At 50.7% G+C, this 25,959-nt stretch carries 17 protein-coding genes; 5 read left to right on the forward strand and 12 right to left on the reverse strand.

Translation table 11 applies throughout. The annotated features are described in order from the left end of the window. Position 1 precedes the first annotated feature (1 nt). The 3 genes from BN3277_RS01225 to BN3277_RS01235 form a co-directional block, all read right to left on the reverse strand. Positions 2 to 1,051, reverse strand: a complete 1,050-nt coding sequence (locus BN3277_RS01225; protein WP_059040505.1) for a FecCD family ABC transporter permease — start codon at positions 1,049 to 1,051, stop codon at positions 2 to 4. A 203-nt stretch (positions 1,052 to 1,254) separates the two neighbouring features. Then, positions 1,255 to 2,733, reverse strand: coding sequence for an Lsa family ABC-F type ribosomal protection protein (locus BN3277_RS01230; RefSeq protein WP_059040506.1), 1,479 nt, complete (start codon positions 2,731 to 2,733; stop codon positions 1,255 to 1,257). 304 nt (positions 2,734 to 3,037) lie between these two features. After that, entirely contained in the window at positions 3,038 to 5,434 is a 2,397-nt protein-coding gene (locus BN3277_RS01235) for a polyprenyl synthetase family protein (RefSeq protein ID WP_059040571.1), read from the reverse strand. Positions 5,435 to 5,574: 140 nt separating this feature from the next. Here BN3277_RS01235 and BN3277_RS01240 point away from each other — a divergent pair, with 140 nt between their 5' ends. The 4 genes from BN3277_RS01240 to BN3277_RS01255 all read left to right on the forward strand — a co-directional run bounded on the left by BN3277_RS01240 (position 5,575) and on the right by BN3277_RS01255 (position 10,461). Further along, complete coding sequence (locus BN3277_RS01240) at positions 5,575 to 6,462, forward strand: serine/threonine protein kinase (RefSeq protein WP_059040507.1); 888 nt, start codon at positions 5,575 to 5,577, stop codon at positions 6,460 to 6,462. 424 nt (positions 6,463 to 6,886) lie between these two features. Then, positions 6,887 to 7,504, forward strand: coding sequence for a spore cortex-lytic enzyme (gene sleB / locus BN3277_RS01245; protein WP_082691258.1), 618 nt, complete (start codon positions 6,887 to 6,889; stop codon positions 7,502 to 7,504). Between the two features lie 133 nt (positions 7,505 to 7,637). Then, entirely contained in the window at positions 7,638 to 9,113 is a 1,476-nt protein-coding gene (locus tag BN3277_RS01250) for a 4-hydroxyphenylacetate 3-hydroxylase family protein (protein ID WP_059040509.1), read from the forward strand. 205 nt (positions 9,114 to 9,318) lie between these two features. Further along, positions 9,319 to 10,461, forward strand: a complete 1,143-nt coding sequence (locus BN3277_RS01255; RefSeq protein ID WP_059040510.1) for a cation:proton antiporter — start codon at positions 9,319 to 9,321, stop codon at positions 10,459 to 10,461. A 685-nt stretch (positions 10,462 to 11,146) separates the two neighbouring features. Here BN3277_RS01255 and BN3277_RS01265 read toward each other — a convergent pair. From BN3277_RS01265 to BN3277_RS25415, 7 genes are all read right to left on the reverse strand, one after another. Further along, on the reverse strand, positions 11,147 to 12,448 hold the full coding sequence (locus tag BN3277_RS01265; RefSeq protein WP_059040512.1) for an Nramp family divalent metal transporter: 1,302 nt from the start codon (positions 12,446 to 12,448) through the stop codon (positions 11,147 to 11,149). Between the two features lie 252 nt (positions 12,449 to 12,700). Next, positions 12,701 to 14,305: a DUF3502 domain-containing protein gene (locus tag BN3277_RS01270; protein WP_059040513.1), complete on the reverse strand. Its 1,605-nt coding sequence runs from the start codon at positions 14,303 to 14,305 to the stop codon at positions 12,701 to 12,703. Positions 14,306 to 14,344: 39 nt separating this feature from the next. Then, the gene (locus BN3277_RS01275; protein ID WP_059040514.1) at positions 14,345 to 15,256 is read right to left on the reverse strand and encodes a carbohydrate ABC transporter permease; all 912 of its coding nucleotides are present in this window, start codon (positions 15,254 to 15,256) and stop codon (positions 14,345 to 14,347) included. A 12-nt stretch (positions 15,257 to 15,268) separates the two neighbouring features. Beyond that, positions 15,269 to 16,240, reverse strand: coding sequence for an ABC transporter permease (locus BN3277_RS01280; RefSeq protein WP_059040515.1), 972 nt, complete (start codon positions 16,238 to 16,240; stop codon positions 15,269 to 15,271). An 18-nt stretch (positions 16,241 to 16,258) separates the two neighbouring features. After that, positions 16,259 to 19,063 (reverse strand): beta-galactosidase, encoded by a 2,805-nt coding sequence (locus BN3277_RS01285; protein ID WP_059040516.1) that lies wholly within the window; start codon positions 19,061 to 19,063, stop codon positions 16,259 to 16,261. A 326-nt stretch (positions 19,064 to 19,389) separates the two neighbouring features. Further along, positions 19,390 to 20,436, reverse strand: a complete 1,047-nt coding sequence (locus BN3277_RS01290) for a LacI family DNA-binding transcriptional regulator (RefSeq protein ID WP_059040517.1) — start codon at positions 20,434 to 20,436, stop codon at positions 19,390 to 19,392. Positions 20,437 to 20,577: 141 nt separating this feature from the next. Further along, positions 20,578 to 20,736 (reverse strand): hypothetical protein, encoded by a 159-nt coding sequence (locus BN3277_RS25415; protein ID WP_157688663.1) that lies wholly within the window; start codon positions 20,734 to 20,736, stop codon positions 20,578 to 20,580. Positions 20,737 to 21,109: 373 nt separating this feature from the next. Here BN3277_RS25415 and BN3277_RS01295 point away from each other — a divergent pair, with 373 nt between their 5' ends. Then, complete coding sequence (locus BN3277_RS01295; protein WP_059040518.1) at positions 21,110 to 23,164, forward strand: GxGYxYP domain-containing protein; 2,055 nt, start codon at positions 21,110 to 21,112, stop codon at positions 23,162 to 23,164. A 70-nt stretch (positions 23,165 to 23,234) separates the two neighbouring features. Here the strand turns inward: BN3277_RS01295 and BN3277_RS01300 are convergent, their stop codons facing one another. Then, positions 23,235 to 25,172 carry an FtsX-like permease family protein gene (locus BN3277_RS01300; RefSeq protein ID WP_059040519.1) on the reverse strand — a complete coding sequence of 646 codons (1,938 nt, stop codon included), beginning with the start codon at positions 25,170 to 25,172 and terminating at the stop codon, positions 23,235 to 23,237. Continuing rightward, the gene (locus tag BN3277_RS01305) at positions 25,169 to 25,924 is read right to left on the reverse strand and encodes an ABC transporter ATP-binding protein (protein ID WP_059040520.1); all 756 of its coding nucleotides are present in this window, start codon (positions 25,922 to 25,924) and stop codon (positions 25,169 to 25,171) included. The genes BN3277_RS01300 and BN3277_RS01305 overlap by 4 nt, the downstream gene beginning before the upstream one ends. Positions 25,925 to 25,959 lie beyond the last annotated feature (35 nt).

The raw sequence follows: 25,959 nt of genomic DNA on the forward strand, positions 1-25,959 counted from the left end.
TTTAACCTCCGAAATTGTAGCCTTTTTTCACGATCATATAAATAAATAAGGGCGAGCCAATCACCGACGTTATGATCCCGATGGGTAACTCAACATGATGAATGAGCGTTCTAGACAAGATATCCGACCAGATCATGAACAATCCGCCTAACAGCAAGGTCCCCGGCATTAATCGCTTGTGGTCTGCGCCAAACAGGCCGCGGCAGATATGCGGGATAATGAGACCAACAAAGCCGATCATTCCGGCATAAGCCACCATCGTACCGGTAATTAGCGCAGTGAGAATCATATACAATTTGCGGAAGACGCTTAAATTAATCCCGAGGGTGATCGCGGATTCATCGCCTAACAGCATGGTATTTAACACGCGATGCTGAAAAAGAAACAACCCGCAGCCAAGCAAAATGACCACCGCAAGGATTGGCATTTTGTCCCAGCTGGAGGAAGCCAAGCTGCCCATCGCCCAAAACGTCACGCTTTTAATCCCTTCCGCATCGTTGGCGAAATAGATGATCAAGCTGGAGAAGGAGCTGCACAAGGCGCCGAGTACAACCCCGGATAAAACAAGTTTCACCGAGGTGGCTTTGCCTCCGATGCTGGATAGAACCAACACGGCGATCGAAGTGATCATCGCACCAACGAAAGCACCAAATGCTACGCCAAATTGGGATAATAGCGCGCCGCTTCCGAACCCGATCAGAATGGAGAAGGTAGCGCCAAGCGAAGCGCCTGACGAGATGCCAAGTATGTAGGGGTCTGCAAGCGGGTTTTGCACGACTGCCTGCATCACAGCTCCGCACAAGGAAAGCCCCATGCCGATCAAGAGCGCAAAAATGACACGCGGCATCCGAACCTGAAGAATAATATTGAGGTAGGATTCGCTATCGATATGTTCCAGCGTCCCCCATCGGCCATTGGTCAAGGAGTGAAGTAAAATCGACATCGCTTGTTTAAACGGAATATGCACTTGACCGATGGATACGGAATAAACGGCGGAGATGACAATCAGGCCGATGAAGAGGAGGATCACCAGATAATAGAGATTCCCCATTTTGGGATTCGCAGCTGCAGTATTCAGAATTTCACCTCCCCTATCTTTTTCTGTGATAATGATTCTCATTATCACAGAAATGATCATAAGCTATAATCCATTAAATTACAATCGGAATTTGCAAAAAAATTGAATAAAAAAAACCGCGATCCACGCGGTTGAAATTCTGGCGACGCCTCCTTTTACCGGAAACGTCTATTCATTTATAGTTGTATCTGTTTGTTCGCGATCCGTTCACAAAACTCGCGGTCATGCTCAACGAACAAAATCGTAGGTTCATAGGCCAGCAGCAAATCTTCGATTTGCATGCGGGAGATGACGTCGATAAAATTCAGCGGTTCATCCCAGATCAACAGATGCGCTTGTTCGCAGAGGCTTTTGGCGATCAGCACCTTTTTCTTTTGGCCGCCGCTGTAATCCGCCATATCCTTCTCGAACTGCAATCTGGAAAAGTCCAACTTCCGCAAAATCGCTTTAAACAAGCTCTCGTCAATCCCATGCTCGCTGGCAAAATCGGTTAAGTTTCCTTGCAACCACGACGTCTCCTGAGACACATAGGAAATTTTGAGTTGGCTTCCTAGCCGTAACGTACCTGTATGGCAGATATCCTCCCCGCAAAGCAGCTTCAAAATGCTTGACTTGCCGGAGCCGTTTCGTCCCATCAACACGATCCGGTCTCCCCGCTCAAGCGTGAAGTGGATATCCTGGCACACCCGCTTCTCGTCATAATAAATCGAGACATGGGCCAACTCGGCAAGTTGGGTTTTGTGGTAAGGCAACTGAGCGATTTTTAAGCTTTCCGATGTTTCGATATTCTTGAGGAGTTTCGACTTTTCTTCGATGGCGGTTTGCTGCCGTTGCTCGATCGATTTGGAGCGCTGCATCATCTTCGCCGCTTTATGGCCGATGTAGCCCTTATCTACCTTTGAGCCGGAATTCCGAGTGCCGTTCTTCGTCTTCTCCACTTCATGCGACCAGTTGCTCGTCCGCTTCGCCGCTTCCGCCAAGCGTTTGACGTCCTTCCGCAGCCTTTCGTTCTCGGCCATTTCATAGTTGTCCTGACGCTTTTTATTCTCCCACCAATCGGAGAAATTGCCCTTCTGAATCTCGATATTCGTCTTGTTGATGGACAGGATGTGGTCGACGCAACGATCCAAAAAGAATCGGTCATGGGACACCAGGATAAACCCGGTCTTACGATTTAAATAATCCCCCACAAGTTCCCTTGCTTCCATGTCCAAGTGGTTGGTGGGTTCATCGATCAGCAGAAAACTGTTCTCCTTCAGGAACAAAGCCGCGAGCATCACCTTCGTCTGCTCCCCGTTCGACAAAGTCTCGAAAGGACGGTATAACACATCTTCGGACACCTGCAGCAAAGATAGCTCCCGCATCAATTCCCACATCACGTAGTCCGGATAAATCTCCTCAACGACATCTAGCGTAAGATACTCCTTATGCTTCACCTCAAAGGGAAAATAATCGAAGCTCACATCCGCAGAAATTTGACCGCTGTATTCGTATTTACCCAGCAGCAAATTCAGAAAGGTCGTCTTCCCCCGGCCGTTCCTGCCGGTAAAGCCCAGCTTCCAATCGGTATCGATCCGAAAGCTCACATCCTCAAAGATGTTATCGTAACTGCCTTCATAGGCAAACGTTAGATGGTTCACATTAATTAATGACATGAACAACATCCCTCCTACAATAAAAATGGGCTGCAAGAAAGATACCTTTCCTGCAGCCCAAAAATATAAAACAAATCCAAACCCATCGGCGGGTATGGATTTAGCATATACGATTGGAGTGAAAGGATGAAGTAACTTTCTTGCATAAGAAATAAACCAAGCGAATTTCATTCGCGATTTGGTTCCATCTCATTAGCAAGAAATATCCATCCGTTTCAGCTCCCTCATTAAAGTTAGTTGTATTCTAACATAGTCCTTTTTTGAGTTCAAGGCACACTCCAGCAGATCAAATGTCAGGATGCCGTCAATTTTCCCGGTTGATGATGTAATTGAGTAAATGCTTCAGAAAGACGGGAGGTCGCGGGAGCTCCATCAGGGCTTCCATTGCCAAGCAATAATGCTCCCACATCGCTTTGCTGGCCGCATCCGGACCCAGCACCGTCACATAGGTCGAGCTGTCGTTTTCGATGTCCTTCCCGGTAGGTTTGCCGAGTAAATGCGGATCCCCTTCCCCATCCAGCAAATCGTCCTTAATTTGGAAGGCGATGCCCGTGTGGTAAGCGACTTTTCTTAAGACAGCCATTTCATCCTCCGGAACCCGAGCCAAAATCGCCGGCGCCACCAAGCATGCTTCAAACGCAATCCCTGTTTTGTAGAAGCAAATTCGGTCGAGTTCCTCCACCGTTAACCACTTCCCCTTGGCGTTTAAATCCATCGCTTGCCCCATGCATATCTCCCCAGCTTTCCGGGATAAGTATTGCAGCAGCGCAAGCACGGACTCGGGATCAAACCCCTTCAAGGAAGCCTGCTCTTCGACCGCCTTCTGAATAAGGAAGATGCCGGTCAGCTCAGCAACGGCGCTATTATGAACCTGATGCAGCGTGGGGCGGCCCCGGCGAGATGCGGAGTTGTCCTGGGAAGGCAGATCGTCGAAAATCAGAGAAGCCGTATGCATGTATTCCAGCGCCCGGAACAATGGGGATAACGCCAACGGATCCAATCCGTACACCTCTACCCCCATGACCCAGGCCAGAATCGGACGGAGCCGCTTCCCGCTACCTTGCAGGCTGTAATTCGCCGTGTCCATCAGTAAGCGGCCATCCGCAATCGAAGAGGCTTCTGCATCAGAAATCGGCAATAACCCATTAATGTGTGAGCGAGCATTTTGGATGAGTTGGACAAATTGTTCCTTCTCTTGACGACTTTCTCTCATCGTCGCGAGGAGCTGGTCCCGCAGCCATTTGTCATAGAAGTCCACGTCCACCGCGCGGCGGACCAGAAGCTGGATCAACGCCTCCAACTCCGGGTTACCCAACGAAAAAATCGCCATGTCTTCATGAAACCGCTCTGCGCCAACCCGTCGTTGATATCGTTTAAGACCGTTAATGGCACGAGCTAAAATGATTTCCCGAGTTTGGGGCTCCGAGCGGTAGACGTAGTGAATCAGATGCGAAATGACCGCCCAATAGAGTTCAAACGGATTGAGGAGATCCGGCCGTTTGTGCCGATATTTCAAATAGTACGTATAAGGCGTGACCGCTTCAGCCTCCAGGTCGGCGGCCATGTCCGCAAAGTCGTCGGCCAGCTGGTTGTACAAGCCATAATAGAAGACGCGCTGGTCAAAGTCCTCATCCCGGGGAGCGGAAATCACAGAACGAACGATCAACCGCGACGACGCGGATTTCAAGATAATGGGTAGGTACAACTCTTCATTGGAGTAATGCGCATAACTTAAAGTTTTACAACGATCGGCATCCTGGGATTCAAAAAAGATATAGGATTGCTCGAAAAATACGTCCTGCGTATCCTGATTCTGATAGTTGCGAATAAACTCATACGCTTCCCGGAGCTCGGCATGGATAAAACGGACCATCTCCTGATGGCGTCCGGTCCACTCCCCAAGCTCGGGTACGATCCCCGTGCGGATCGTTAGGCGGATCATCCTCGTATATTGCTCCTGCTCTTCGGCATTCAATGCCCCGGAATCCAGCAGGTCATCGATATACGGGTAGGTCAGCCCGTAATAATACCCCAGCTTGATGGCCTCTCCGAGCCGGCGAGAACGTTCCGCGGAACCCATCCCACCTTCCATCTCGTCCATAACGTGCATGACGACACCGAATATAATTTTGATCAACTTCCGTTCGGCTTCCTCGGCATCCATTTCCGGCGGGAGATGGGTTCTCGCCCCCTTTAGCCGCCCCATCACCCAGATCACGGCTTCCTCCACGCCTTCGCGCTGCGCCCATCGGTACAGCGAAGCCGGACTTAGCATTTCTCCGGCAGTCGTTCCGTTTGAGGTTTCAGCGGAGGGATCGACTTGCCGCTTCATCTCGATCACGCTTCGTTGAATCTTCGTGCGGGTTCGCGCATCGGACAAATCCTGACCTAGATCCCGCAGATACATATAGGAAACACTTCGCTCCAAATAATCGTCCCATTTCCCGACACGAGCCAACCATGCGAGATAACGCATCCCGTCGGAGGAATCCGGCGGTTTGACACCGCGGCGCAGGAAGGGGACCAACGTCCGAGTCGGAAGATGCCTTGATTTCCACTTTATCAAATCATCAAGCAGTGTGGACGCGTAGCTCTTCGAGCCGATTTGTTCCTGCAATACGCTTAAATAATGCGCGGCTTTACCTTCTGCCCTTTGATAGCACCTGTCCACCTTTTCCTTGTTTTCTTTTATGATTGTCATCCAGGCATCCCTCGGCTTATGTTCATCTTCTTCCAAGATCATTATCCTTTATAATAATATAAACCGCAGAGATTCAAAAACGGCAATGGTCTATATTCAACCTGGACCAAAGTCTAGGGCGCCGGAGGAGGCGAGATATCATGTCAATCTTCGCATACATCCGCAGCTTTATCGCGGCATGGCGGGATTATCGGCTAGAGCCAAACACCTTGCTGGGACAGCGTTATTTAATCAAAGCCGTGATCGGCGAAGGCAGCTACGGGATCACCTACCGCGGCATCGATCAGACGGAGGATCGTCCCATAGTTGTAAAGCAAGCCAGGCCCAGCAAGGGTTTATTGGCCCAGCGAATACTGGAGAGAGAAGCGCACATTCTCCAATCCCTGAGTCATCCGCAGCTCCCCGCCTTCATAGAGTGGATGTGGGTTGGCCGCCGTCCTAACTTGGTTATGTCCATTGTAGAAGGAGCTACGCTAGAGGAATTGATCTTTGAGCAAGAACGCCGATATGGAGAAGTGGATAGTGCGAGAATTACCCTGCAGCTGCTCGAACTGGTACAGTACATTCATCAGCAAGGTATCGTCCATCTGGATTTGCGTATTCCCAACGTTCTGCTGCATGAGGGACAGTTAAGCATCATCGATTTCGGATTGGCGCGGTCGGTTGGCGAACCTCCGTTTTCGCTCCCGGCCCTACGGTCCTCCCGTAGCAATTCCGAGTTGGAGCTGAACGCTTCTCGTTTAGTCAGCCCGGCGGAGCCGCAATCCGATCTGATTGATGTCGGGCATTTTATGTTGTTCTTGCTATACTCTAGCTTTGAATCGCCCCACGCCGCCGTGAAAGCTGAAGAGCACAGCTGGCAAGATGAGCTAACCCTTTCCCCTTTCTTGATTGAAATTATCGAACGCCTGCTTCAACTACGGGAGCCCTATACAGACGCTCTCGCTGCAATAGAAGCTTTGCGAGCGTTTGTGACCCAAGCAGTTGAACACCCGGTTTCTTTTATATCCAACAACGAATACAATTGAATGTAAGCATTTCAAATCAGAAAGGTGGGTTTATGACATGCTAAGAAGACTCCTCAATAAATTACTTCATTCCTCATCGCATAGCCGTCGAAGGCCTTACAGCAGTTCGGCTAAGCATTATGGGAAGCGCTACAGTAGCAGTCATGGCTACAGACGTCCGATGATGGGACACTCCTCCTCGGACTATAAACACCGCCACGGCCACATGGGCTCAGGGTATTACAAATCCAGAAGATATAGCTCCAGTTAGCTGAAAACCTGTCCCCCTCATCCTTTGAGAGGGGATTTTTTTCTCACCCCTTCCCTGTTTTTCCGCTGGATGCCAAAAGTTGTGGGTTGTCCCGGTTCACGCTCTCCCCTACAATGTTGTAGGGAAAGGAGGTCACCCGAAATGAACAAATTCCGAGGATTCCTTTTACTCTTGATGGTGGCGCTGGGGATCGGCCTGTTGGGTGGAGCAACGCCAACGCAGGCAGCCTCCGGGACGCTGAAGTTAGGCACGACAAGCGGCGATGTCTGGGATTTACAATACCGACTGAAGACGCTGGGCATCTTCAACGACCAGCTCACCGGATATTACGGGACCAAAACGCAACAAGCCGTGCGTACGTTCCAGTCACGTTATGGGCTTCAAGTGGATGGCGCAGCGGGAACCCAGACTTGGGCGGCGCTGAGAAAATATACGCTGAATCAAAGCGAAATGGATCTGTTAGCCCGCGTGATTTATAGTGAAGCTCGTGGTGAGCCTTACACCGGGCAAGTGGCGGTTGGGGCCGTTGTGATGAATCGGATTCAATCGTCTTTATTCCCTAATACGATCAACGGTGTTGTGTTTCAATCCGGCGCCTTTACGGCGGTTGATGACGGACAAATTTGGCTCACACCGGACCGTACGGCTTACCTTGCAGCCCTCGATGCAGTTAGAGGTTGGGATCCGTCCTATGGTTCGCTTTACTATTTCAATCCGAACACAGCCACAAGCAAATGGATTTGGTCACGTCCGCAGAAGCTTCAAATCGGTAACCATATTTTCACCAGTTAATAGATCACAGCAGAAACAGGGTCTTGCGATTTCCGCAGGATCCTGTTTTTTTATATGAAGCACATTCCTAAACGCCCCTGCACTATATATAAAAAACCGCACTCATTACGCGTAAAGGGGACAAGGAAAACCGATGCCCATCAAAAACGGAAAACAGTACATCGAACGGATCGATCGCAGGCGCATTTCGCTATGGTACAACGGAGAACGCGTTAACGTTCCGTTATCCGAGCACCCTGCCTTTCGAGGGTTAATCCGAACGCAAGCCGCGATGTACGATGAACAGTGTGAAGATCACCTGCGAGACGTCATGACTTATGTGTCGCCGACAACCGGGGAGCGCGTTGGCCTTTCATTCTTGCCGCCAACAAGTTCCGAAGAGTTGATTCGCAAAAGGAGGATGTCCGAGATTTGGGCCCATTTCCATCATGGATTTCTCGGTCGCTCCCCCGATTATATGAACACTGCATTGATGTCGTTCTATACCGCAGCCTCGGTACTGGAGGCGATCGCGCCGGAATATGCCCAGAATCTGCGTAAGTATTACGAATATTGCCGGGACCACGATATCACGTTATCCCATGCCTTCGTTCAACCCATGATCAGCAAAATGTCCGGACCCGCAGATCATGAAGAATCTCTGGCCGCAAAGGTGGTAGAGATCCGACCCGAAGGTCTGGTTGTGAGCGGTGCTTTTCTTATGGCAACCCAGGGACCTACCTGCGAAGAAATCCTCGTCCTCCCCACGCCCTCCTTTATGTTGGGTGAAGGGCAAGTGAATCCCAGCGCATTCGCTTTTGCGGTGCCTAATGATTTGGATGGGATGACCTTTATTTGCCGAGAGAGCCACGCGTTTGATTCGAGTTTTGATCACCCTCTCTCCAGCCGTTTTGAGGAGATGGATACGATGGTGATCTTTGATCGCGTTCTCGTTCCGCAGGATCGGGTATTTTTCTATGGGGATGAAGAGCTGTGCGATCGGTTGTTTCGTGAAGGGCACTTCCATGCTTACGCTGGTCACCAGATCCTCACTCGGTACATGGCCAAGACTGAATTTTTCCTAGGTCTCCTGCAAGCATTGGCCGAAGAGCAGAATACGGATACCGAGCAATCATTCCTGGGTTCAATCACCAAAATCATGGCGATGCTGGAGAACCTGAAGGCATTGCGGATGGCAGCCGAGATCGGCGGGACCTTCACCGCATCAGGTTACTATGTTCCTGCGCTGGCCCCCCTGACCGCCGCGGGTATCCAATTTCCCGATTTGCATGAGGAAACGCTGCGGATGATCCGTACGATTAGTGCCAGCCAACTGATCATGAACCCGTTTGGGGCGGATTTTCATTCGGAAAACCAGGCTTATCTCGAATCCTATTTGCAGGGATTATCCAGTCCGGCAAAAGATCGTGTCGCTCTTTTCAGGCTGGCATGGGAGCTGGGCGGCAGTGGGTTCGGTGGCAGGCAAAACCAGTTTGAGCGGTTCTTCTTCGGTAACGGGAAAACGATCGCGAATCGCATGTACGGCTGCTGTAATGAGTTAGAAGATTATAAGGCCCGCGTGTACCAATTGATCGAGAACAGCAATATGCCGCCTGACCCCCTGTTTTGAGAGTTCCGAAAAAAAACTAGCGCCTTTTGGGATCGTTTGTTATAATAACCTTTGTTATTTAAAATTTGATACGTTGGATTTGGAGGAGCCTGTCACCAAGGGAGGATTATGCCGTTTTACGGTATAGCCGCCCGTGGTCACAGGCTTTTTTGCGTCTGCAAAATGGTAATTATTGTTATTTCATACCTACTTAAGGAGGATTCAGATGTTAATTTTAGAACTAGCTATTATTTTGATTGCATCCAAACTGGCGGGTGATCTAAGCGTAAGGTTAAAACAACCGGCAGTCCTGGGCAAGCTGTTGATCGGGATCGTCTTGGGGCCTGCCCTTCTCGGCTGGATTAACGAAACCAACGTGCTGGAGGAGATTAGCCAGATTGGCGTGATCTTGTTAATGTTCCTGGCAGGTCTGGAAACGGATGTGGACGAGTTTAAGAGAACCGGGAAAGCTTCAACGTACGTTGGACTCGCGGGCATCGCCCTCCCCTTCGGGTTAGGTTATTTGGCCGCTATATTGATGGGCATGTCCTTATTTGAAGCGGTTTTTCTCGGGTTGCTGCTCTCCGCAACAAGTGTCAGTATTTCGGTGCAAGCCTTAAAGGAGATGGGACGGCTGAAATCCAGAGAGGGCGCCACGATCCTTGGGGCGGCCGTCATCGATGATGTCTTGGTGATTATTCTGCTGGCTTTCGTGATGAGTTTTGCGGGCGGAGACGTTAACCTCGGTATGGTGATTCTGAAGAAGTTTCTCTTTTTCGCGGTGGCCATCCTCTTGAGCTGGAAGGTTGTTCCTTGGGTAATGCGCAAGTTCTCGCCGCTCCGGGTCTCCGAAACGGTGATTTCCGCAGGGTTAATTATTTGCTTCCTTTTTGCCTATATGGCGGAGTACGCCGGTGTAGCAGCCATCATCGGGGCTTATATCGCAGGCGTTGCCCTTAGCTTAACCTCTTACAAACATGAAGTTACGGAAAAGATCGAGACGATCGGTTATTCCATCTTTGTTCCCGTTTTCTTTACTACGATCGGTGTCAAGGTGGATTTTACCGGGTTAGCTTCGCAGATTCCGTTGATTGCAGGGTTAAGCGTCCTGGCCATTTCGACGAAGCTTGTAGGCTCGGCTTACGGAGCACGGATGGCAGGTTTTGGCTGGCGTAGCGCTTTAGGGATCGGATCGGCGATGGTTTCACGCGGTGAAGTGGCCTTAATCATCGCTGCAATCGGCCAGGATGCCGGCCTGCTTCAAGACGAGATGTTTGCCGTGATCGTGTTGGTTGTGCTGATCACAACGATCGTTACGCCGCCGATGATGAAGTTCTTTTTTGCCAAATCGGAAGAGTCAAGTTCATAATGACAGGCGGCTCCCCTTGGATAGGCCACCTCAAATTTCATGGTATTCGCCCAGCCGTCTTCTCCGCGTTTGCATATGATGATATTGCCTATTCATTGAAAGGAGCGATCACATATGGGATTTTTTCCATCGCCGGGACCCGGCGGAGGATTTCCGGGATTTCCTGGTGGACCTAGTGTACCGGGAGGTCCAGGGTTTCCGGGAGGTGGCCCTGGGGGATTTCCAGGGGGATTTCCAGGGGGAGGTCCGGGAGGATTCCCGGGCACTCCGGGAGGAGGACCGGGAAGCGTTCAACCGCCAACGTCGCCTCCACCACAATTTGTACCGCAAATGCAGGTCGGCACTTTCGCCATTGATCCGGGCGGGATCAGACGCTGCCTGTTCCGCAATACCTACGTTTGGCTGAACAACGGAGAGCAATTCTGGTTTTTTCCGGTGTTTGTCGGGCGGAATTCCATCGCAGGATTTCGATGGTTTGGATTCTTCTGGGGATATTTTGGCATCGATTTGAATCGAATTCGCTCGTTCACGTGCTTCTAAGCAGACGGCGAAAGAGAACAGCCTGATGACTGCTCTCTTTCGCTTATGTTATCTCCTAGCTTGTCCATTTGAAAATGGGTTTATCAAAAAGGGACCTCCATCCCCGCGCTAACGCGGAAATGGAAGTCCTCTTGCTTCTACAATCTCACAACAGCATTTGCACGACCAGGAACAGGTTCAAACTGACAACCAAAGCGGAGATCATCCACCCCAGTGTGGTGGTCACCCGGTGATTAACCAGCCCACCCATGATTTTGCGGTTTGAGGTGAACAAGATCAAGGGAATCAAGGCAAAAGCAATCCCAAACGACAGAACCACTTGGCTCATCACCAGGGCATTCGTCGGATTGACGCCCGAAATGATAATGGCGAGCGGCGGAATCGTCGTAATGGCCCGGCGCAAATACAAATTGATTCGCTTGTTGATGAAGCCTTGCATCACCACATCCCCGGCCATCGTGCCCACCGAAGAACTGGACAAACCGGCGATCAATAAGCCCAGCCCAAAGGAAATGGCGGTGACCGGTCCTGCAATCGTCCCGAACTGATGGAAGGCAACGTCCAAATCTTCAACCACTAAACCGTTTTTGAAGAGCAACCCCGCCGATACGACCACCATCGCCATATTCACGGCCCCAGCAATCAACATCGCCAACACAATATCGATAAATTCCAGCTTGAAGATTTTCTTCTTCTCCGCTTCATTACGTCCTACGATCCGGTTTTGCGTTAACGAGGAATGCAGATAAATCGCGTGCGGCATGACGGTAGCCCCTAAAATCCCAGCAGCCAGCAAGACGCTGTCCACCCCGTCAAATCGCGGGGTCACCATACCCGCACCAACCGCGCCAAAATCCGGATTCGCCGCAATCACTTGAAAGGCAAAGGCCAGCACAACGATCAGTACCATCGCCGCAATTCCGGCCTCCAGCGCACGATATCCCCTCCGCTGCAGCTCCAAGATGGCAAAGGAGCCGATCGCGGTGATCACAGCTGCCGGCAGCATTGGGATGCCAAACAGCAGATACAGCCCTAAGGCCGCCCCGATAAACTCAGCCAAATCCGTGGCGATAATGACAAGCTCGCTCTGGATCCACAAGAAAATTGATACGCCTTTGGGAAAACGGTCATGCGCGACCTCAGGCAAGTTTCTCCCGGTGGCAATACCCAGCTTCGCCGATAATGACTGAATCAGCACCGCCATCAAATTGGAGGCGAAGATGACCCATAACAAGAGATATCCGTATTTGGATCCCGCCGTAATATTCGTCGCGAAATTGCCGGGATCGATATATGCAACCGCTGCGATGAACGCGGGTCCTAGAAACGGTAACAGTCGTTTCAGGCCTTTCGTTCTGCCGTCTAATACGGCATGAGCGGAGGATCGGTGATCCAGTTTATTTGTAGTAACTTGAGTAGTTTGTTGAGCAACACTTTGCTCCATCATGACAATCCCTCCCTTACGCAATCCAAAGTTGTCTATATCCATTAATGTTTCCTCAGTGCAACTTTATAGCTTTAGTATATGCTTCATTTTGAAAAATGTAAATCCATTTTCTTGCGAAATTGCAATTTATATCGCGGAGATTATCAATTGGAGTTCCCACAAAAAAAAAGGCTGCGCCGCTCGTACGACTCATGGAGTCCACGTCGGTTCAGCCTTCGATCTCTTTCCCTGTATTAGCTTTATAAATCGCGGTTATTCTCCTAGCTGGGCTTTATAGGCGTCTAGTTGCTTTTGCAGCTCGGCCAGCACCTTATCATACCCGGCCTGCTTCAATTTGCTGCGGAACTCTTCGACCGCTTGCGCCGGATCTCCGGCTTTCCCCATCACAATGGCTGGCCCAAGCTCGCCGGTGACTTGCGAGATCGCGGTTAGCTCGGCTTCCACCGGCGTTTTATCGAAGACGAATTGTCCATACACGTAAGGCTTCTTGATTTTATCGTATTCCGCATACAACGTCTCTTCAATCTGATCCCAGGTCGTATCGCTTGGAATTTCAAACTTGTCAACCCGGCCGCCCCAGAAATCGGCATAAAAATTGTCTCTTGCCTCATCATAACCTTCTGGACGAGCACGTTTTCCATCCTTGATGGCGTATTGAACCCCTTCGATTCCATAGTTAATCAGATGATAGATCTCTTCATGATTGCGGATCAGATCATAAGCCATCAGCGCGCGTTCCGGGTTTTTGCTGTGGGCGCCGAGAGAGGTGCCGCCATGGGTAATCGACAGCTCCATCAGGTTGGTTCCGCGCGTCCGGGAGAACGGAAACATCTGCAGCTCTGAACCGGGCTGCGCCTTATCCATCTCCACGCGAAGGCTGGAGAACGTCTGCGTATGGTGCTGGTCGAGTCCCGACAATCCGGCTTTTAACGCATCGCGGTTGTTGTTTTTGTTATTCAAGGCATCCTCACGCCAGAAGCCTTGGTCCGCCCAGCTTTTCATCATGGTGGCATATTTCAGGAAGACATCCTCAAACACCGGGCTGGTGGCCGTAAACTTCTCTTCAAATGATTTCGCCGTAAATACAGGCATAAAGCCGGTAGAGATCGGAAGCTCCAGCTCATCCGTATAGGATTGCACGAAACCTCCCCAGGTTTGAGCACCGGATGCGGCATCCCATGGAATAACGTCCGGTTTAGTGTCCTTAATGTACCGCAGGTATTTCTCGATGCCTTCCCAATCCTTAATCGGTTCGGTTATCCCCGCTTCCTTCGCCCAATCGCCGCGATAGAAGAAACCATGGTTCACCCACTGCGTATAATCGTTTTCCGGGATCAGGACGATTTTGCCGTTATATTTGCTCTCGTCCCAGTCCTCCTTCGGAATGGAATTCCACGTTTCCGGCGCATATTTCGGCAGAAGCTCATCCAGATTCATAAAAGCGCCGCGCTGTGCATTCCCCCAGGTGTCCAGCCAGTCGGTTCCGATCGTGATCAGGTCAATCGGCTCGCCGGAGGCTAACGCCAAATTGTATTTCGTCTGCCAATCCGCCCATTCGATCCATTTCCATTCCAGCTCCGCATTGATTTTTTCCTTCATAATCTTGTTGACTTCCGCAAGCACCTTCTCGAATTGGCCATTCTTCGGCTTATCCCCCAGAACGAGATAGCTGATCTTCACGAACTTGGACGTGTCCACCCCGGTGTCCGTCTCCTGACCGGAATTCGCTGGGTTCCCCCCATTGTTCGCCTGATCGCCGCCGGACCCGTTGTTGCTTTGACCGCCGCCGCAGGATGCAAGCAGCAGCACCAGCAGGCTTACCATAAACCAGATTGAAGCCTTTTTCCATCGAACCATTCGCATAAACCTCCCTCTTCTATATAAAAGTGTGAAGCCTTAGCCTTTGACAGCGCCCACCGTGATCCCTTTGATGAAATAGCGCTGCACAAACGGATAGAATAAAATCACCGGGCCCGTCGCGACGATGGCCGTCGCCATCTTCATCGATTCGAGCGGGACATCCCGCAGCTCCACGTTGGACGCGGCTGCCGAATTGCGAATGAAATCCGCGCTGGTGATGACGTTATACAGGAACAGCTGCAGCGGGCGGTATTTCATGTCCGGCGATAAGAACAGCATGGAATTGTACCATTCATTCCAATACCCAAGCGCGATAAACAAGCCGATTGTAGCCAAAGCCGGCGTCGTCATGGGCAGAATCAAGCGGATGAATATCGTAAAATCCCCGGCCCCGTCGATTTTGGCGGATTCCGTAATCGCGTGGGGAATCGACCGAACGAAGCTTTTCATCATAATGATCAGGAAAGGGCTCAGCAAGCCGGGCAGCAAAACGGCCAGATAATTGTCCTTCAAGCTCAAATACTGCGTCACGAGCAGGTAGAACGGAACCAGACCGCCGGTAAACAATGTCGTAAAGTAGATAAAGAAAGAAATGCGGTTACGGTAAGCAAAATCCGGCCGCTGCAACGCATACCCGGTCATGGCCACCAGGAACAACCCCAGCGCGGTACCGCAAACCGTAATACCGATCGTGACGAGATAGGAGCCTATGATGAGATCCGGGTTTTCGAAGACGATTTTGTAAGAGAAGGTGCTGAACTCCCGGGGCCAGAAGTTGAAGCCAAACCGTTTGATTGCCGATTCCGACGTAAAGGATGTGCCAAGGACCAGCAGGAAGGGCAGCAAACAGCATAAGGAGAAGAAGCCGATAAACAGGTAGCCTACGATTTTGACGATGATCCCGCCTAGATCTGTGCGGATACTCCGCGCTTCATACGCATCATCCATACCTTGCACCTCCTAAAAAAGTGAGTTGTCGGGCGAGACCTTCTTCACCAGCCAGTTGGCAGTCATCACGACGATAAAGCCAAAGACCGATTGATAGAGGCTGACGGCGCTGCCAATCGAGAAGTTGAAGTTGGTCATGAGGGCGCGGAACACATACGTCTCGATGATATCCGTCGTCGCGTACAAGGCCGTGTTATTGGCCCCCACCAAGTTGAAGAACAAGCCGAAATTCCCGCGCAAAATGCCGCCCAGCGAAAACAGAAGCAGGATAATAAAGGTGGGCTTCAGCCATGGGAGCACGATATAGCGAATCCGCTGCAACGCGCCCGCCCCATCGATTTCCGCCGCTTCGATAATTTCGTTATCCAGGCCCATGATGGCGGCGAAGTACACGATGGACCCATACCCCGTCGATTGCCATAAATACGTCAGCACGATGATAAACGGCCAGATTCCAGCGTTCGAATACGTCTTTACCGGATCAAATCCAAGCGAGGTCAGGATGCTGTTCAGCAGGCCGTAGTCGTAGCTCAATACGTTGTAAGCGATCAGGCCAATCAAGACCGCCGAGATAAAATGCGGCAGAAACATCAAGGTTTGGGTCAGCTTCTTAAACCATTTGAGGCGAATTTCGTTCAAGAACACGGCGACGACGATTTGCAGTACGTTTCCCAGCAGAATAAAGGCCAAATTATAAACCACCGTATTAAAAGTCAGCCGCCACAAATCCCCCGTCATGACCAGGAATCGAAAGTTATCGAACCCCACGAACGGGCTCTTGAAGATGCCATCCGTGTAGTTGTACTTGATAAAAGCCAGATACAAGCCGGGCATCGGTAAATAGGCGAAAATGATAAAGAAAATGATCGCCGGCAGACACATCAACAGCAGTGTTTTATTGTTCCAAAACCGTCTGAACCGCCCCTGGCGCAGTCGGTTAAGCTGTGGCCGCTGACGCGCTTTCGTTGGCGTTGTGATTTCCATCGTCGGGCCTCCCCCCTTCTATACGGAAATAAACTCAAGCTTCTCCAAGCGACCTGCTGTCTGTTCATCCACCGCCTCGAGATAAATGGACAGCTGCGCCTGACCATCACGGAACCAAGGTCCCGGCATATAAAACGAATCCGCGCTGCCGCCGGTCATCGTGGGCCTTCCCGCGCCTCCGGGCAACCACAGCCGGCCGATGATCTGCCCCTCCATAAACACCGTAAGCTTTAATCCCGAGCCGGCGACACGCACTCTCCAGCCCATGTCATGAGCGGAGTTAGGGATTTGAGCCATTAACCAGCCCACCTCTCCCGAGTCCAGCGTCAGCGGCAGTTCGCTTGATGTGGCGGAAGTTGCTGCAAGATCCGCCGCAACCCGGAGCTCCGCTTCCTCCGCCGCCGCGATCGTAAACTCCGATGCTTCAGTCCCCTCATAAACCAGCACCTGTCCGGCGGGTTGCCCCATCGTTCGCTGCAGGAAGACGTCAAGTTGCAGCTCTTGTCCCGGGGTGACATACGGCTTCAAGTCGATAAAGGGATTCATCGGATGAATCGAGCCGGCATCCACTCCATTCACCCAAAGCCGCGCATGACCTTGCAAACCCCGAAAATGCAGAGTCCACGAATCCCCGCCATCTCCAGGAACAAAAGCTCGGCGGAAGAGGTGCTCGGAGGGATGATCCGCCGACAACCAGCTTCCGAAGCTAACCATGGGCCATAACGTTTCGTCCATCTTTGTAGCGATGCTTGGCATCACAGATTCAACTGCCGGGTTCACCCGCCAATTCGAGGTCAGCTCATGAATGGCGGTGATCACCGTCATCCCTTCCATTCCTTTTAGAGAAGGCAAGCGAAGCGCAGGAAGCCGGATATCGTCAAAGTTGCTGTGGCCCCAAATCTCCACGCGCGCTTGAAGCTTCTGGACCTCCTGTCGGTTCAACGGCACAAACACACTAGCTCCGCCAGGTGTCCATGTACCGATGTAATCACCGTCCGCATACAGTGAAACGACATCACTCACCTGATGCAGAAGAAGACCAAGCGGCTTCCGAACGGCAGGGGTTGGATTCTTCGCCTTCGCCTCATACCAGGCGTACCCGCGGTAAACGCCCAGCCTCTCCAGGAAATCGATCTTCTTCCCTGCCGTTAAAGCGGGTGACGCCCCCGCCGGCGTTATCCATCCCTCCCCTGAAGCGAATTGCCAATCCGGGGCCGGTGAAGGATCCTTGCGGCTAACCTCAGGCTGGGAAGCGGGAACCGTTATCGTACCGTTTAACTGAACCGTTTCTGCGTTAAGCGCTTTCAATCGATCCGAAACTATCAGGGTGAATCGACGGCCATCCTCCAACTCAAATCGGCAATAGGCTGTCTCTGCATCTGACAAGTGCAAATGGTATCGCCCTTCGCGATGGATTACACGCATCCCCTCTGCGATCGGCTCATGGGTCACCTCGACGGCTAGTACAATCTCTCCGGAACTCCCTTCTTTGTGGAAAGCGAGCACGACTCCGTCCTTCTGTTGATTCGCCATGTAGAGCTCCGCCGTGGAAGCAATAAGCCACCCTCGTATTCCCCAGTTTGATAAGGGAACGTTGGCCGGCAGTGCCAAAGATCTTGAACCGGCCAAGGTCCAGGTACCGGTCGATGGCGTTTGGGTTTCGTTCCGGTTTTGCAGAGTGATTTGTTTGGGATAATCTTCTCCGTTCGTCACAAAAATCAACTCCCCGCCGCCTTCCAAACGCAGCGTATATGGACCCAATACCCCCTCCTTTTCTCCATCAACGAACCACGAACCGTCAGGATTCGGCTCAGCTCCCGCAATCGCGCGGCCATAGGTTTGAATTAATCTAGCGAGAAGCTTCGCTTCCCGTGCTTCTTCGCGGAGATGGCCTTCCGGTGAAATCATGCCCCCAAAGTCATAATCCGAAGTCAGGAAAGCCAACGGCTTCCCCCAGTTATTCGTCGCATTGGTGAACCCGAAATTCGTCCCCGAGACCTGCAGATACGGGCCCAACAGTTTCGCTCCGGCGGATAGCAGCCTGCGGAGTAGATAGTGACTGCGGTTCGTCTCCGTAACCAGCAGCGGAACTCCCCGCCGGTGAAGCACCTCGCGATAATGCAACACCTTACTCTCGAAATGGGGATCTCGATCGTCGGGGTAAAAATTGCAGGTCGGCACGATGCCTTCCGTTAACCCAGACGCCTGCAGTAAGCCGCCTTGACCGGCGCAAGCGATGAGCGGAACCGATATGCCCTGCGCGATTGCCATGTCGCGTAACACTGCCATGTATCCCGCAGGGTCGGAGCAATCATAGAAGTCCAGTTCATTCTCGAGTTGAACGAAGATCACACTGCCTCCGCGCGTAACCTCATGGCGCTGGAGGATCGGTAAGATCTGTCCATACCACCTGTCGACATGCTGCAAAAACGCTGGATCATTATCTCTGATTCGCAGGGGAGGTTGTTTTGTATATAGATACGATGGCAATGCACCTCCGTCCCATTCGGAGCAAATGTATGGCCCTGGGCGGGCGATCACCCACAATCCCGCTTCGGCGGCTAGTCGCAGAAATCGATCGGCGTCCCGTATCCCGGTGAAATCCCAACTTCCTTCTTGGAGCTCGTGAAAATTCCAAGGAAAGTAGACGTCGATGCAGTTGTAGCCTGCGTCTTTAACCTGCTTCAGCCGCTCCTGCCATAATTCCGGCGGGATCCGGAAATAAAATAGCGAAGCGCAAAGCAGGATCACACTTTCCTCATGAATGCTGACCGCTTGGCCGGTTAGACTTACCACGGATTCGGATTCGATACGCGTACTCATCAGCGGACCACTCCTAGCGTAATATTGAATTTTAATGAATCCCATTTCATGAAACCCGTTACATTTTAGTTAGCAAAAAATAAATGAAACGGGTTTCATTTTTAGGGAAAAAGCCATGTTCGATTGTTGTGCCAAGTCTCGATTAGAATTAATGCTTGTCATCGGAGTCGTTGATGAATGAAGTAAAGTTAGCAGTAATTTTGGAGGGTAAAAGAAGAAGATTCGTTACTACGAGTATAATGTAAGGGCTTTCGCAGTTATTCTAGCCTAGCTAGATTTAAGTTGTCAATCCTTTTTTTGCCACCTGCGAGTCGTAGCTCCTAACGCTAGTTAAGAGCCGCGGTAGACTCGCGAATAACCAACTCAGGTTTAAGCAATGTCGTTTTATTCACCTTGGTCCTCGTGATCATTTGGTGCAGCACTTCCCCCGCCGTTCGTCCGAGTTCCTGCGTGCGCAAGGAGACGGTTGTGAGCTCCGGAATACTGTTGGACGCAAAGGGAATATCATCATACCCGATGATCGACAGGTCTTCGGGGACACGTAGTCCGGCCCTAACCGCCGCCTTCAACACGCCGATGGCGACCAAGTCGTTTAGGCAAAATATCGCCGTCGGGCGCTGAGGCAATTGCAGCAATTGATTCATAAACCCCGTGCCGCTGGCAACGGAAAATCCCCCATGAATCACCCACTCCTTGCGCACCTTATGACCGGTCTGCTCCATCTTCTTCATAAAGGCGGACGTCCGTTGCTGCGTGTTGGACATCTGATGATAGCCGCCAACAATCGCGATGTCGCGGTGTCCGAGCTCTATCAAGTGCTGGGCGGCCAGCTCCGCGCCATGCCGCTCATCTACGGCCACTCGGTTCAGCCCAGATTTAGAAAGTCGGCCATTCACGAGAAGAACGGGCAGCCTTTTGCCGATCTCAACCACCTCCTCGATCAGTTGGGTATCGGGTTTGGCTAAATCAACCCGCCCCCCCATCATCACGATCCCGTCCACCTGCTTCTCTGCGAGCGCATTCAAATATTGCGATTCCCGAACATATTGCTCCGCGCTGTCCACGCTAGCCGATACGGTATCGCACAGAAAATAAGTATACCCTCGCTTGCGCGCTTCCAGATCAAACCCCGATAACACTTCCGGAAAAAAAGGGTTAGTAATATCGGGGAGAATGATGCCGATCATCCCGGTTTCTTTTTTGGATAAGCTTCGAGCTAATGCATTGGGCTGAAACTGGTATTTGCTGATCAGCTCGTTGATACGTTCTCGGGTCTCCTTTTTTACAGGGGCCGTATTGTTCAGAACGCGGGAGACGGTGGCGACGGAGACATTGGCTTCCTTGGCGATGTCGTACACTGTAATCGGTTTCATAAATTCACCTGCCCGAAAATTGATAGCGCAGAAACATCCCTAGTATATCAAATTTTCCAGCATTTGAGAATGACATCCCCTCTTCACATAGCAAAACAGGCCTCCCTCCTTAAGAGAAAGGCCTGTTCCGATGGATCGGGATCACGTATGATCTTGCTCCGACTCCCCATCCTCGGACTCGTAGGCGGTCACATCCGGTTGCTCCGGCATAAAGCCAGATCGCGTATGCGGGGTCGTATCTTCGTAAATTGTACGCGGGTCCCCATCCGTTTCGATCGGTGCCTGGTCATGGTTTGGCATGGTCGAATCCCCCTTTATGAGGAATAGCGTCTCCTGCACCTCGGATTTTCATTCAACTTGAGTCTCTGTTGGCGAGGAAAACCTTCCGCAGATTAGCTAAACATATGATATATTTGTTATATTTTTTAATGATTTTTTGCGGTATGAATGAGAGCCGTTTATTTTGAAGAACCAAGTCGAAATCATTGCAGAATCCCAAATCAATTCATCGATTCCTACGAAGTTTTGTCGAAGGTATTGAAATATACAATAGCCTATATTAAATATATCATGTAAGCCTTTCCAATCCCATCCAAATCATGCATCAGGAGGTGGATCATCGATCATAGCTCATTTCCCGCAGTTCCTATTCCATTCAGAGAGGTGACGATTTATGATTCGCAAATGGATCACGTTAGGTCTTGCTCTAGTCTGTACATTGACCCTGCCTTTAGGGGCCTCTGCGAATGAAGATTACACCCAAGCAGATTTGAACAAGAAGAGCGGCATCGTTTGGCCAAAAGATCAGGAGCTCCCCACCTTCGCAAAACCCAAAAAATTAGACGTGGCCCCGGTGTACGAGGAGTCAGGGGACATCAAAATTCTGCTGACGACGCTTCAAGGGATCGTCAACCGCAAAGAACCCAGAATCTATGTGCAGCAAAACGAGAAAGATCCCTGGTTAAACGACATCCGGGTTCCCTATCGGGTGCATGATGACGTAATGGACATCGTTAAAACCTACGCTCGGGAGATCAAAGGCGTTATCGTTTATGATCCCGCCGTTCCGGATTCCATCAATGTGGCGACAACCCTTGCCGGTTTAAAGGATGCGGTCGTTGTAAGTCCGGAATTAGCCAAAGTACTAGCTGCAAAGCCTTATCGTTTACGGGTGATCGAGGATCTTCAGGGTAAGTTTAAAGATCGGATGGACGCCTACACTTGGCAGTACGAGCATTTATGGAACCAAACAACCAAAAGGATGCTGGTAGGTCTCAGCCCCAACACGTCCATTCCGCTTCCCTCGGACAATTGGGATTCGTTCCGCACGGTACTCACCGAATCGGAGCAAATCCGTGATGCCAGCAACCGGAAGCCGTATGACCTTGATTTGTCCGAGTTTCTAGGAGGAGAAGCCGTCTACCTGCGCTTCCAGGATGCTTTTACTCAGGACGGCTGGGGTCCTGCAGTTCATGAGATCAGCGTATCGGCGGACGGCGAGGAGATTCTTCACTTTGAAACCGGAACGCCAGAAGAGGAACCGTATTTATACGACCGGCAAGGCTCCAAATTTCTACCAGGTGCCGACCATCGGTTTGCCGACAATGGCAACTATTTCGTCTACGAATTTATTCCACCGGCAGGAACCCAGCATTTAACCGTAAGTGTCGAAATGTGGAACCAATTTAAAGTTTCCGCCAGCAGCGTGAAGCCGCTCTCCTCTGAAGAGAAAGAGCCGTACGGTTACCTTCGCGATTATGCCGTAGCTAACAAAGCGATGGTGTTCTGGCTCTCTAGCGGGGTGCCTGAACAAAGAGCGTTGTTCGAACGGATTTTAGCAGATGTGGAGCCTGGTACTCCGTATATGGGTTGGTTTGATAATGATGTTGAAGGCGAAGTCGCCGGGGTTGACCTGACCTCTCGTTATGGCGTTTACGTTTTGCCTTCCGACTGGTTCCACAATATGACGGTCATGGCGGGGACGAAAGCGAAGCCGGCAAAACCTAACAAGCCGGTCACTCCGAAGCTGAACAACAAGATTTACGTGACCTTCACGTTTGGTGAGGGAGACAATTTACAATACGACCAAAATCATATGCGCAATCTTTGGGAGGATCCCGCCCGCGGCCAAGCGCCCATGAACTGGACGGCTAGTCCGCTCCTCGTTGATGCAGCCCCTGCGATCTTAGACCATTATCAGTCTACCGCTACGCAGAATGACCTGCTGGTGGCCGGCCCCTCGGGAGCCGGGTACTTCAGCCCGCAGGTTTGGCCGGAGGATAGCTTTGCCAAATTCATGAAGGATTCCTCCCCGTATTTGAAGAAATCTGGGATGTCGTATCCTTTTGTCATCAACCGTGAAGACAACCGAGACGTTCCGCTCACCGGTTCCAAAGCAGAAGCCTATGTGAAATATTTGAAAGTGCCTGGCCTGTTCCTAGGTGGCGGGAGCCAAAATTACGTTGAAATCGTCAACGGCAATTTACCTGTTTCCTATTTCAAAGGCACAACCACTGTTCAAGATGGAATCCATATTTTGAATGATGCAAAAGCTGCTTGGGACGGGAACTCGCCGATGTTTGTTTCCGTAGGAGTTAATGCTTGGAGCATGAAACCATCGGACGTTGTAGCGATCACACAAGCGCTGGGACCGGAATTTGAAGTTGTGTTAGCTGACGCTTATTTCACACTGATGCGGGAAGCTTACGGTCTTCCAAAGAAACCTTAACCACATGAAACAAGGCGGAAGTCGTCCGAAAAGGACGTCTCCGCCTTGTTTTTGCTTCGTTGGTCCTTGCTTATAGCGATTCCTTAATAACCCGCTTATAGAATAGAACCGACAACAACCCAAAGATCGAATATAAAACGGTATAAATCAGCATGACCAGGATCATCGGCGTCCAGAGTTCCGTCCCGAACAAGAACCAGCCGGATCGAACCGCAAAATAACTATGCGACAAGCCTACAGCCAACGGAATACCAAAGTTGAACAGTTGCTTAAACTGAATGCCCTGGAGCAGGTTTCCCGGCGTAAACCCAAGCTTCCGCAAGATCGTATAGCTTGGCTTTTCTTCTTCTCCTTCCCCCATCTGCTTGAAATACAGAATGCAACCCGAAGTGATGAGGAAGGTCAATCCCAAAAAGCCAACGATAAACATAATCAACCCCATGTTGCCCTTTTGATCCATGATGATTTGGTATTGAGATCTAGAATCCGGTTGCTGATCAAGGCCCATATCCTCAAAGATTTGATTCGCCTGCTTTAACAAATCGGGATTTTGGACATCGATTCCGAAATATATCGGATATCTGGGTTGGAGTTCCGGATCTGCGTCTTGAACTAAACGTTCAAAATCCGAATGATCTACAATCAACGACGGCATACCCAGCGAGAATGGCATCGATACGACGGCATCCTTCATCGTCTCGATCACGGCCACCTGCATCACTTTCGTGCGGCCTGATAAGATCACGTCTCCCCGATCCTTAAGCCCGGCAAATTGCTCCATCGCATTGCTCGATCCGGCAAATTTCCCTTTCCCCGCCTCGAGTTCCACGCCCACAACCTCACGTTCATCTAAAACGGCTAGCGTGATTTCTTTGACATCCTCTAACTCCATCAACGAGCCGAAAATTTGCGAAACATCCGCTTTCATAGTAAGCACCTGACGCCGCGTTTCGCGCGTAGCGATTCCAGCCTGGTTTAATGCCTGCTCAAAAGCTTCCACATCCACTGGGTCCAGCAACGAAAAGTGATTGGGCACGGATTGCTTGGCCGACGATTCGGTTGAATAATAAGAAATGTAGCTTAGCGACAACAAGCCAATTGCCAGCGCCGACACCGTTGTGATAATCGTCAGCAGCAGCGCATTCGATTTCATCCGGAACATAATCGAAGATAACGACAGAACCTCATTCAGTGACAGATATCCACCCTTCGCTTTGCGCACCAAATTGAAGATAAAACTAACCGACCCTTTATAGAACAAGTACGTGCCGAGGATCACCGATGCCAAGATCAGGATCATCGCCTGGAACAACTCCCTCATCTCGGTATACTTCCCGCCGAATAATTCAGACGATATCCGATAACCGTAGAGAACCAATCCAATACCTAACACGCCAATGACTACTTCCGATAACGGCAATTTACGATAGACATTTTCCGTGCTGGACGTCACGCGGAACAACGAAAGAATGGTTTGTCGTCGGATAAACAGAAAATTCATCAGCATGATCAGCAGATAAATCGCAGCGAAGACGACGATCGTCTGTACTAGTGCCTGCAGGGAAAACCGCAGGCTCGCCTCGGCATCCACGCCGATGACCTGAAACAATATCATCAGCAGCAGCCGGGAACAGGAAAACCCGACGAAGATACCGATCAACAGGGAGCCGAAATAAAGAATCAGGTTTTCGCTGCTAAGAATGCCAAAGATCTTCCCTTTCGTTAATCCGATTAATTGAAACAAGCCAATTTCCTTACTTCTCCGCTTAATGAAGATAGTATTGGCATAGAGCAAAAAGATGGCCACAATCGCGATAAGCAACACCGAGGCGGCTCTTAATCCGGCCGCTCCTTTCACGGATCCCTTCATTTCGTCCAGCGCCGGGTCGTACTGCAAGGTGACAAATGCGAAGTATAACGCAACGCTGAAAATCAAGGCGAACACGTACAAGTAATAGTTTTTCAGGTTTTTCTTCAGATTGCGGTAAATCAGATGGGTCAAACTCATTCCTGCACCCCACCCAATACACCCTGAGCTTTGATGATATCGTTAAAGAACGCCTGCCGCGGCTCGTCGCCTTTATTCAACTGCGAATAAATTTGCCCGTCCTTGATAAACACCACACGGCTGGTGTAGCTTGCCGCCACCGGATCGTGGGTAACCATGATGATTGTTGCTGCAATTTTGCGGTTCAGCTCGTTCAGCTTATTCAGCAAATCGGAAGCGGATTTTGAATCCAGCGCCCCCGTTGGTTCATCGGCAAAAATGATGCTCGGATCGTGGATAAACGCCCGTGCGGCTGAGGTACGCTGTTTTTGTCCGCCGGAAATCTCGTTGGGATATTTATCTTTGATTTCGTAAATGCCCAGCTCGGTGGCAATTTCCTGGAACTTAAGGTCTGCCTCCTTGCGGGAGACGTTTTGGATCGAGAGCGGCAGCAGGACGTTTTCTTTGACCGTTAACGTATCCAGCAAATTGTACTCCTGAAAAATAAAGCCGAGATGGGTTTTGCGGAATTCAGCCAACTCCTTCTCCTTCAGCCCCGTGAACTCCTTGCCTTCGATTTTAATGCTGCCGAGACTCACCTTGTCGATCGAAGAAAGCACGTTAAGCAAGGTCGTCTTGCCGGAGCCGGATGCTCCCATGATACTAACGAATTCGCCTTTCTCCACACCCAGGTCAATCCCTTTCAGCACTTCCTGACGATTGAATTTGTTGCCATAGCTTTTATGAATTTTGCTGGCTTCGAGTATCGCCATAATAGATCACTCCTTTGTCCTGCCCTTATCTTACC

The sequence above is a fragment of the Paenibacillus rubinfantis genome, assembly GCF_001486505.1.
In the GTDB taxonomy this organism is placed as follows: domain Bacteria; phylum Bacillota; class Bacilli; order Paenibacillales; family Paenibacillaceae; genus Fontibacillus; species Fontibacillus rubinfantis.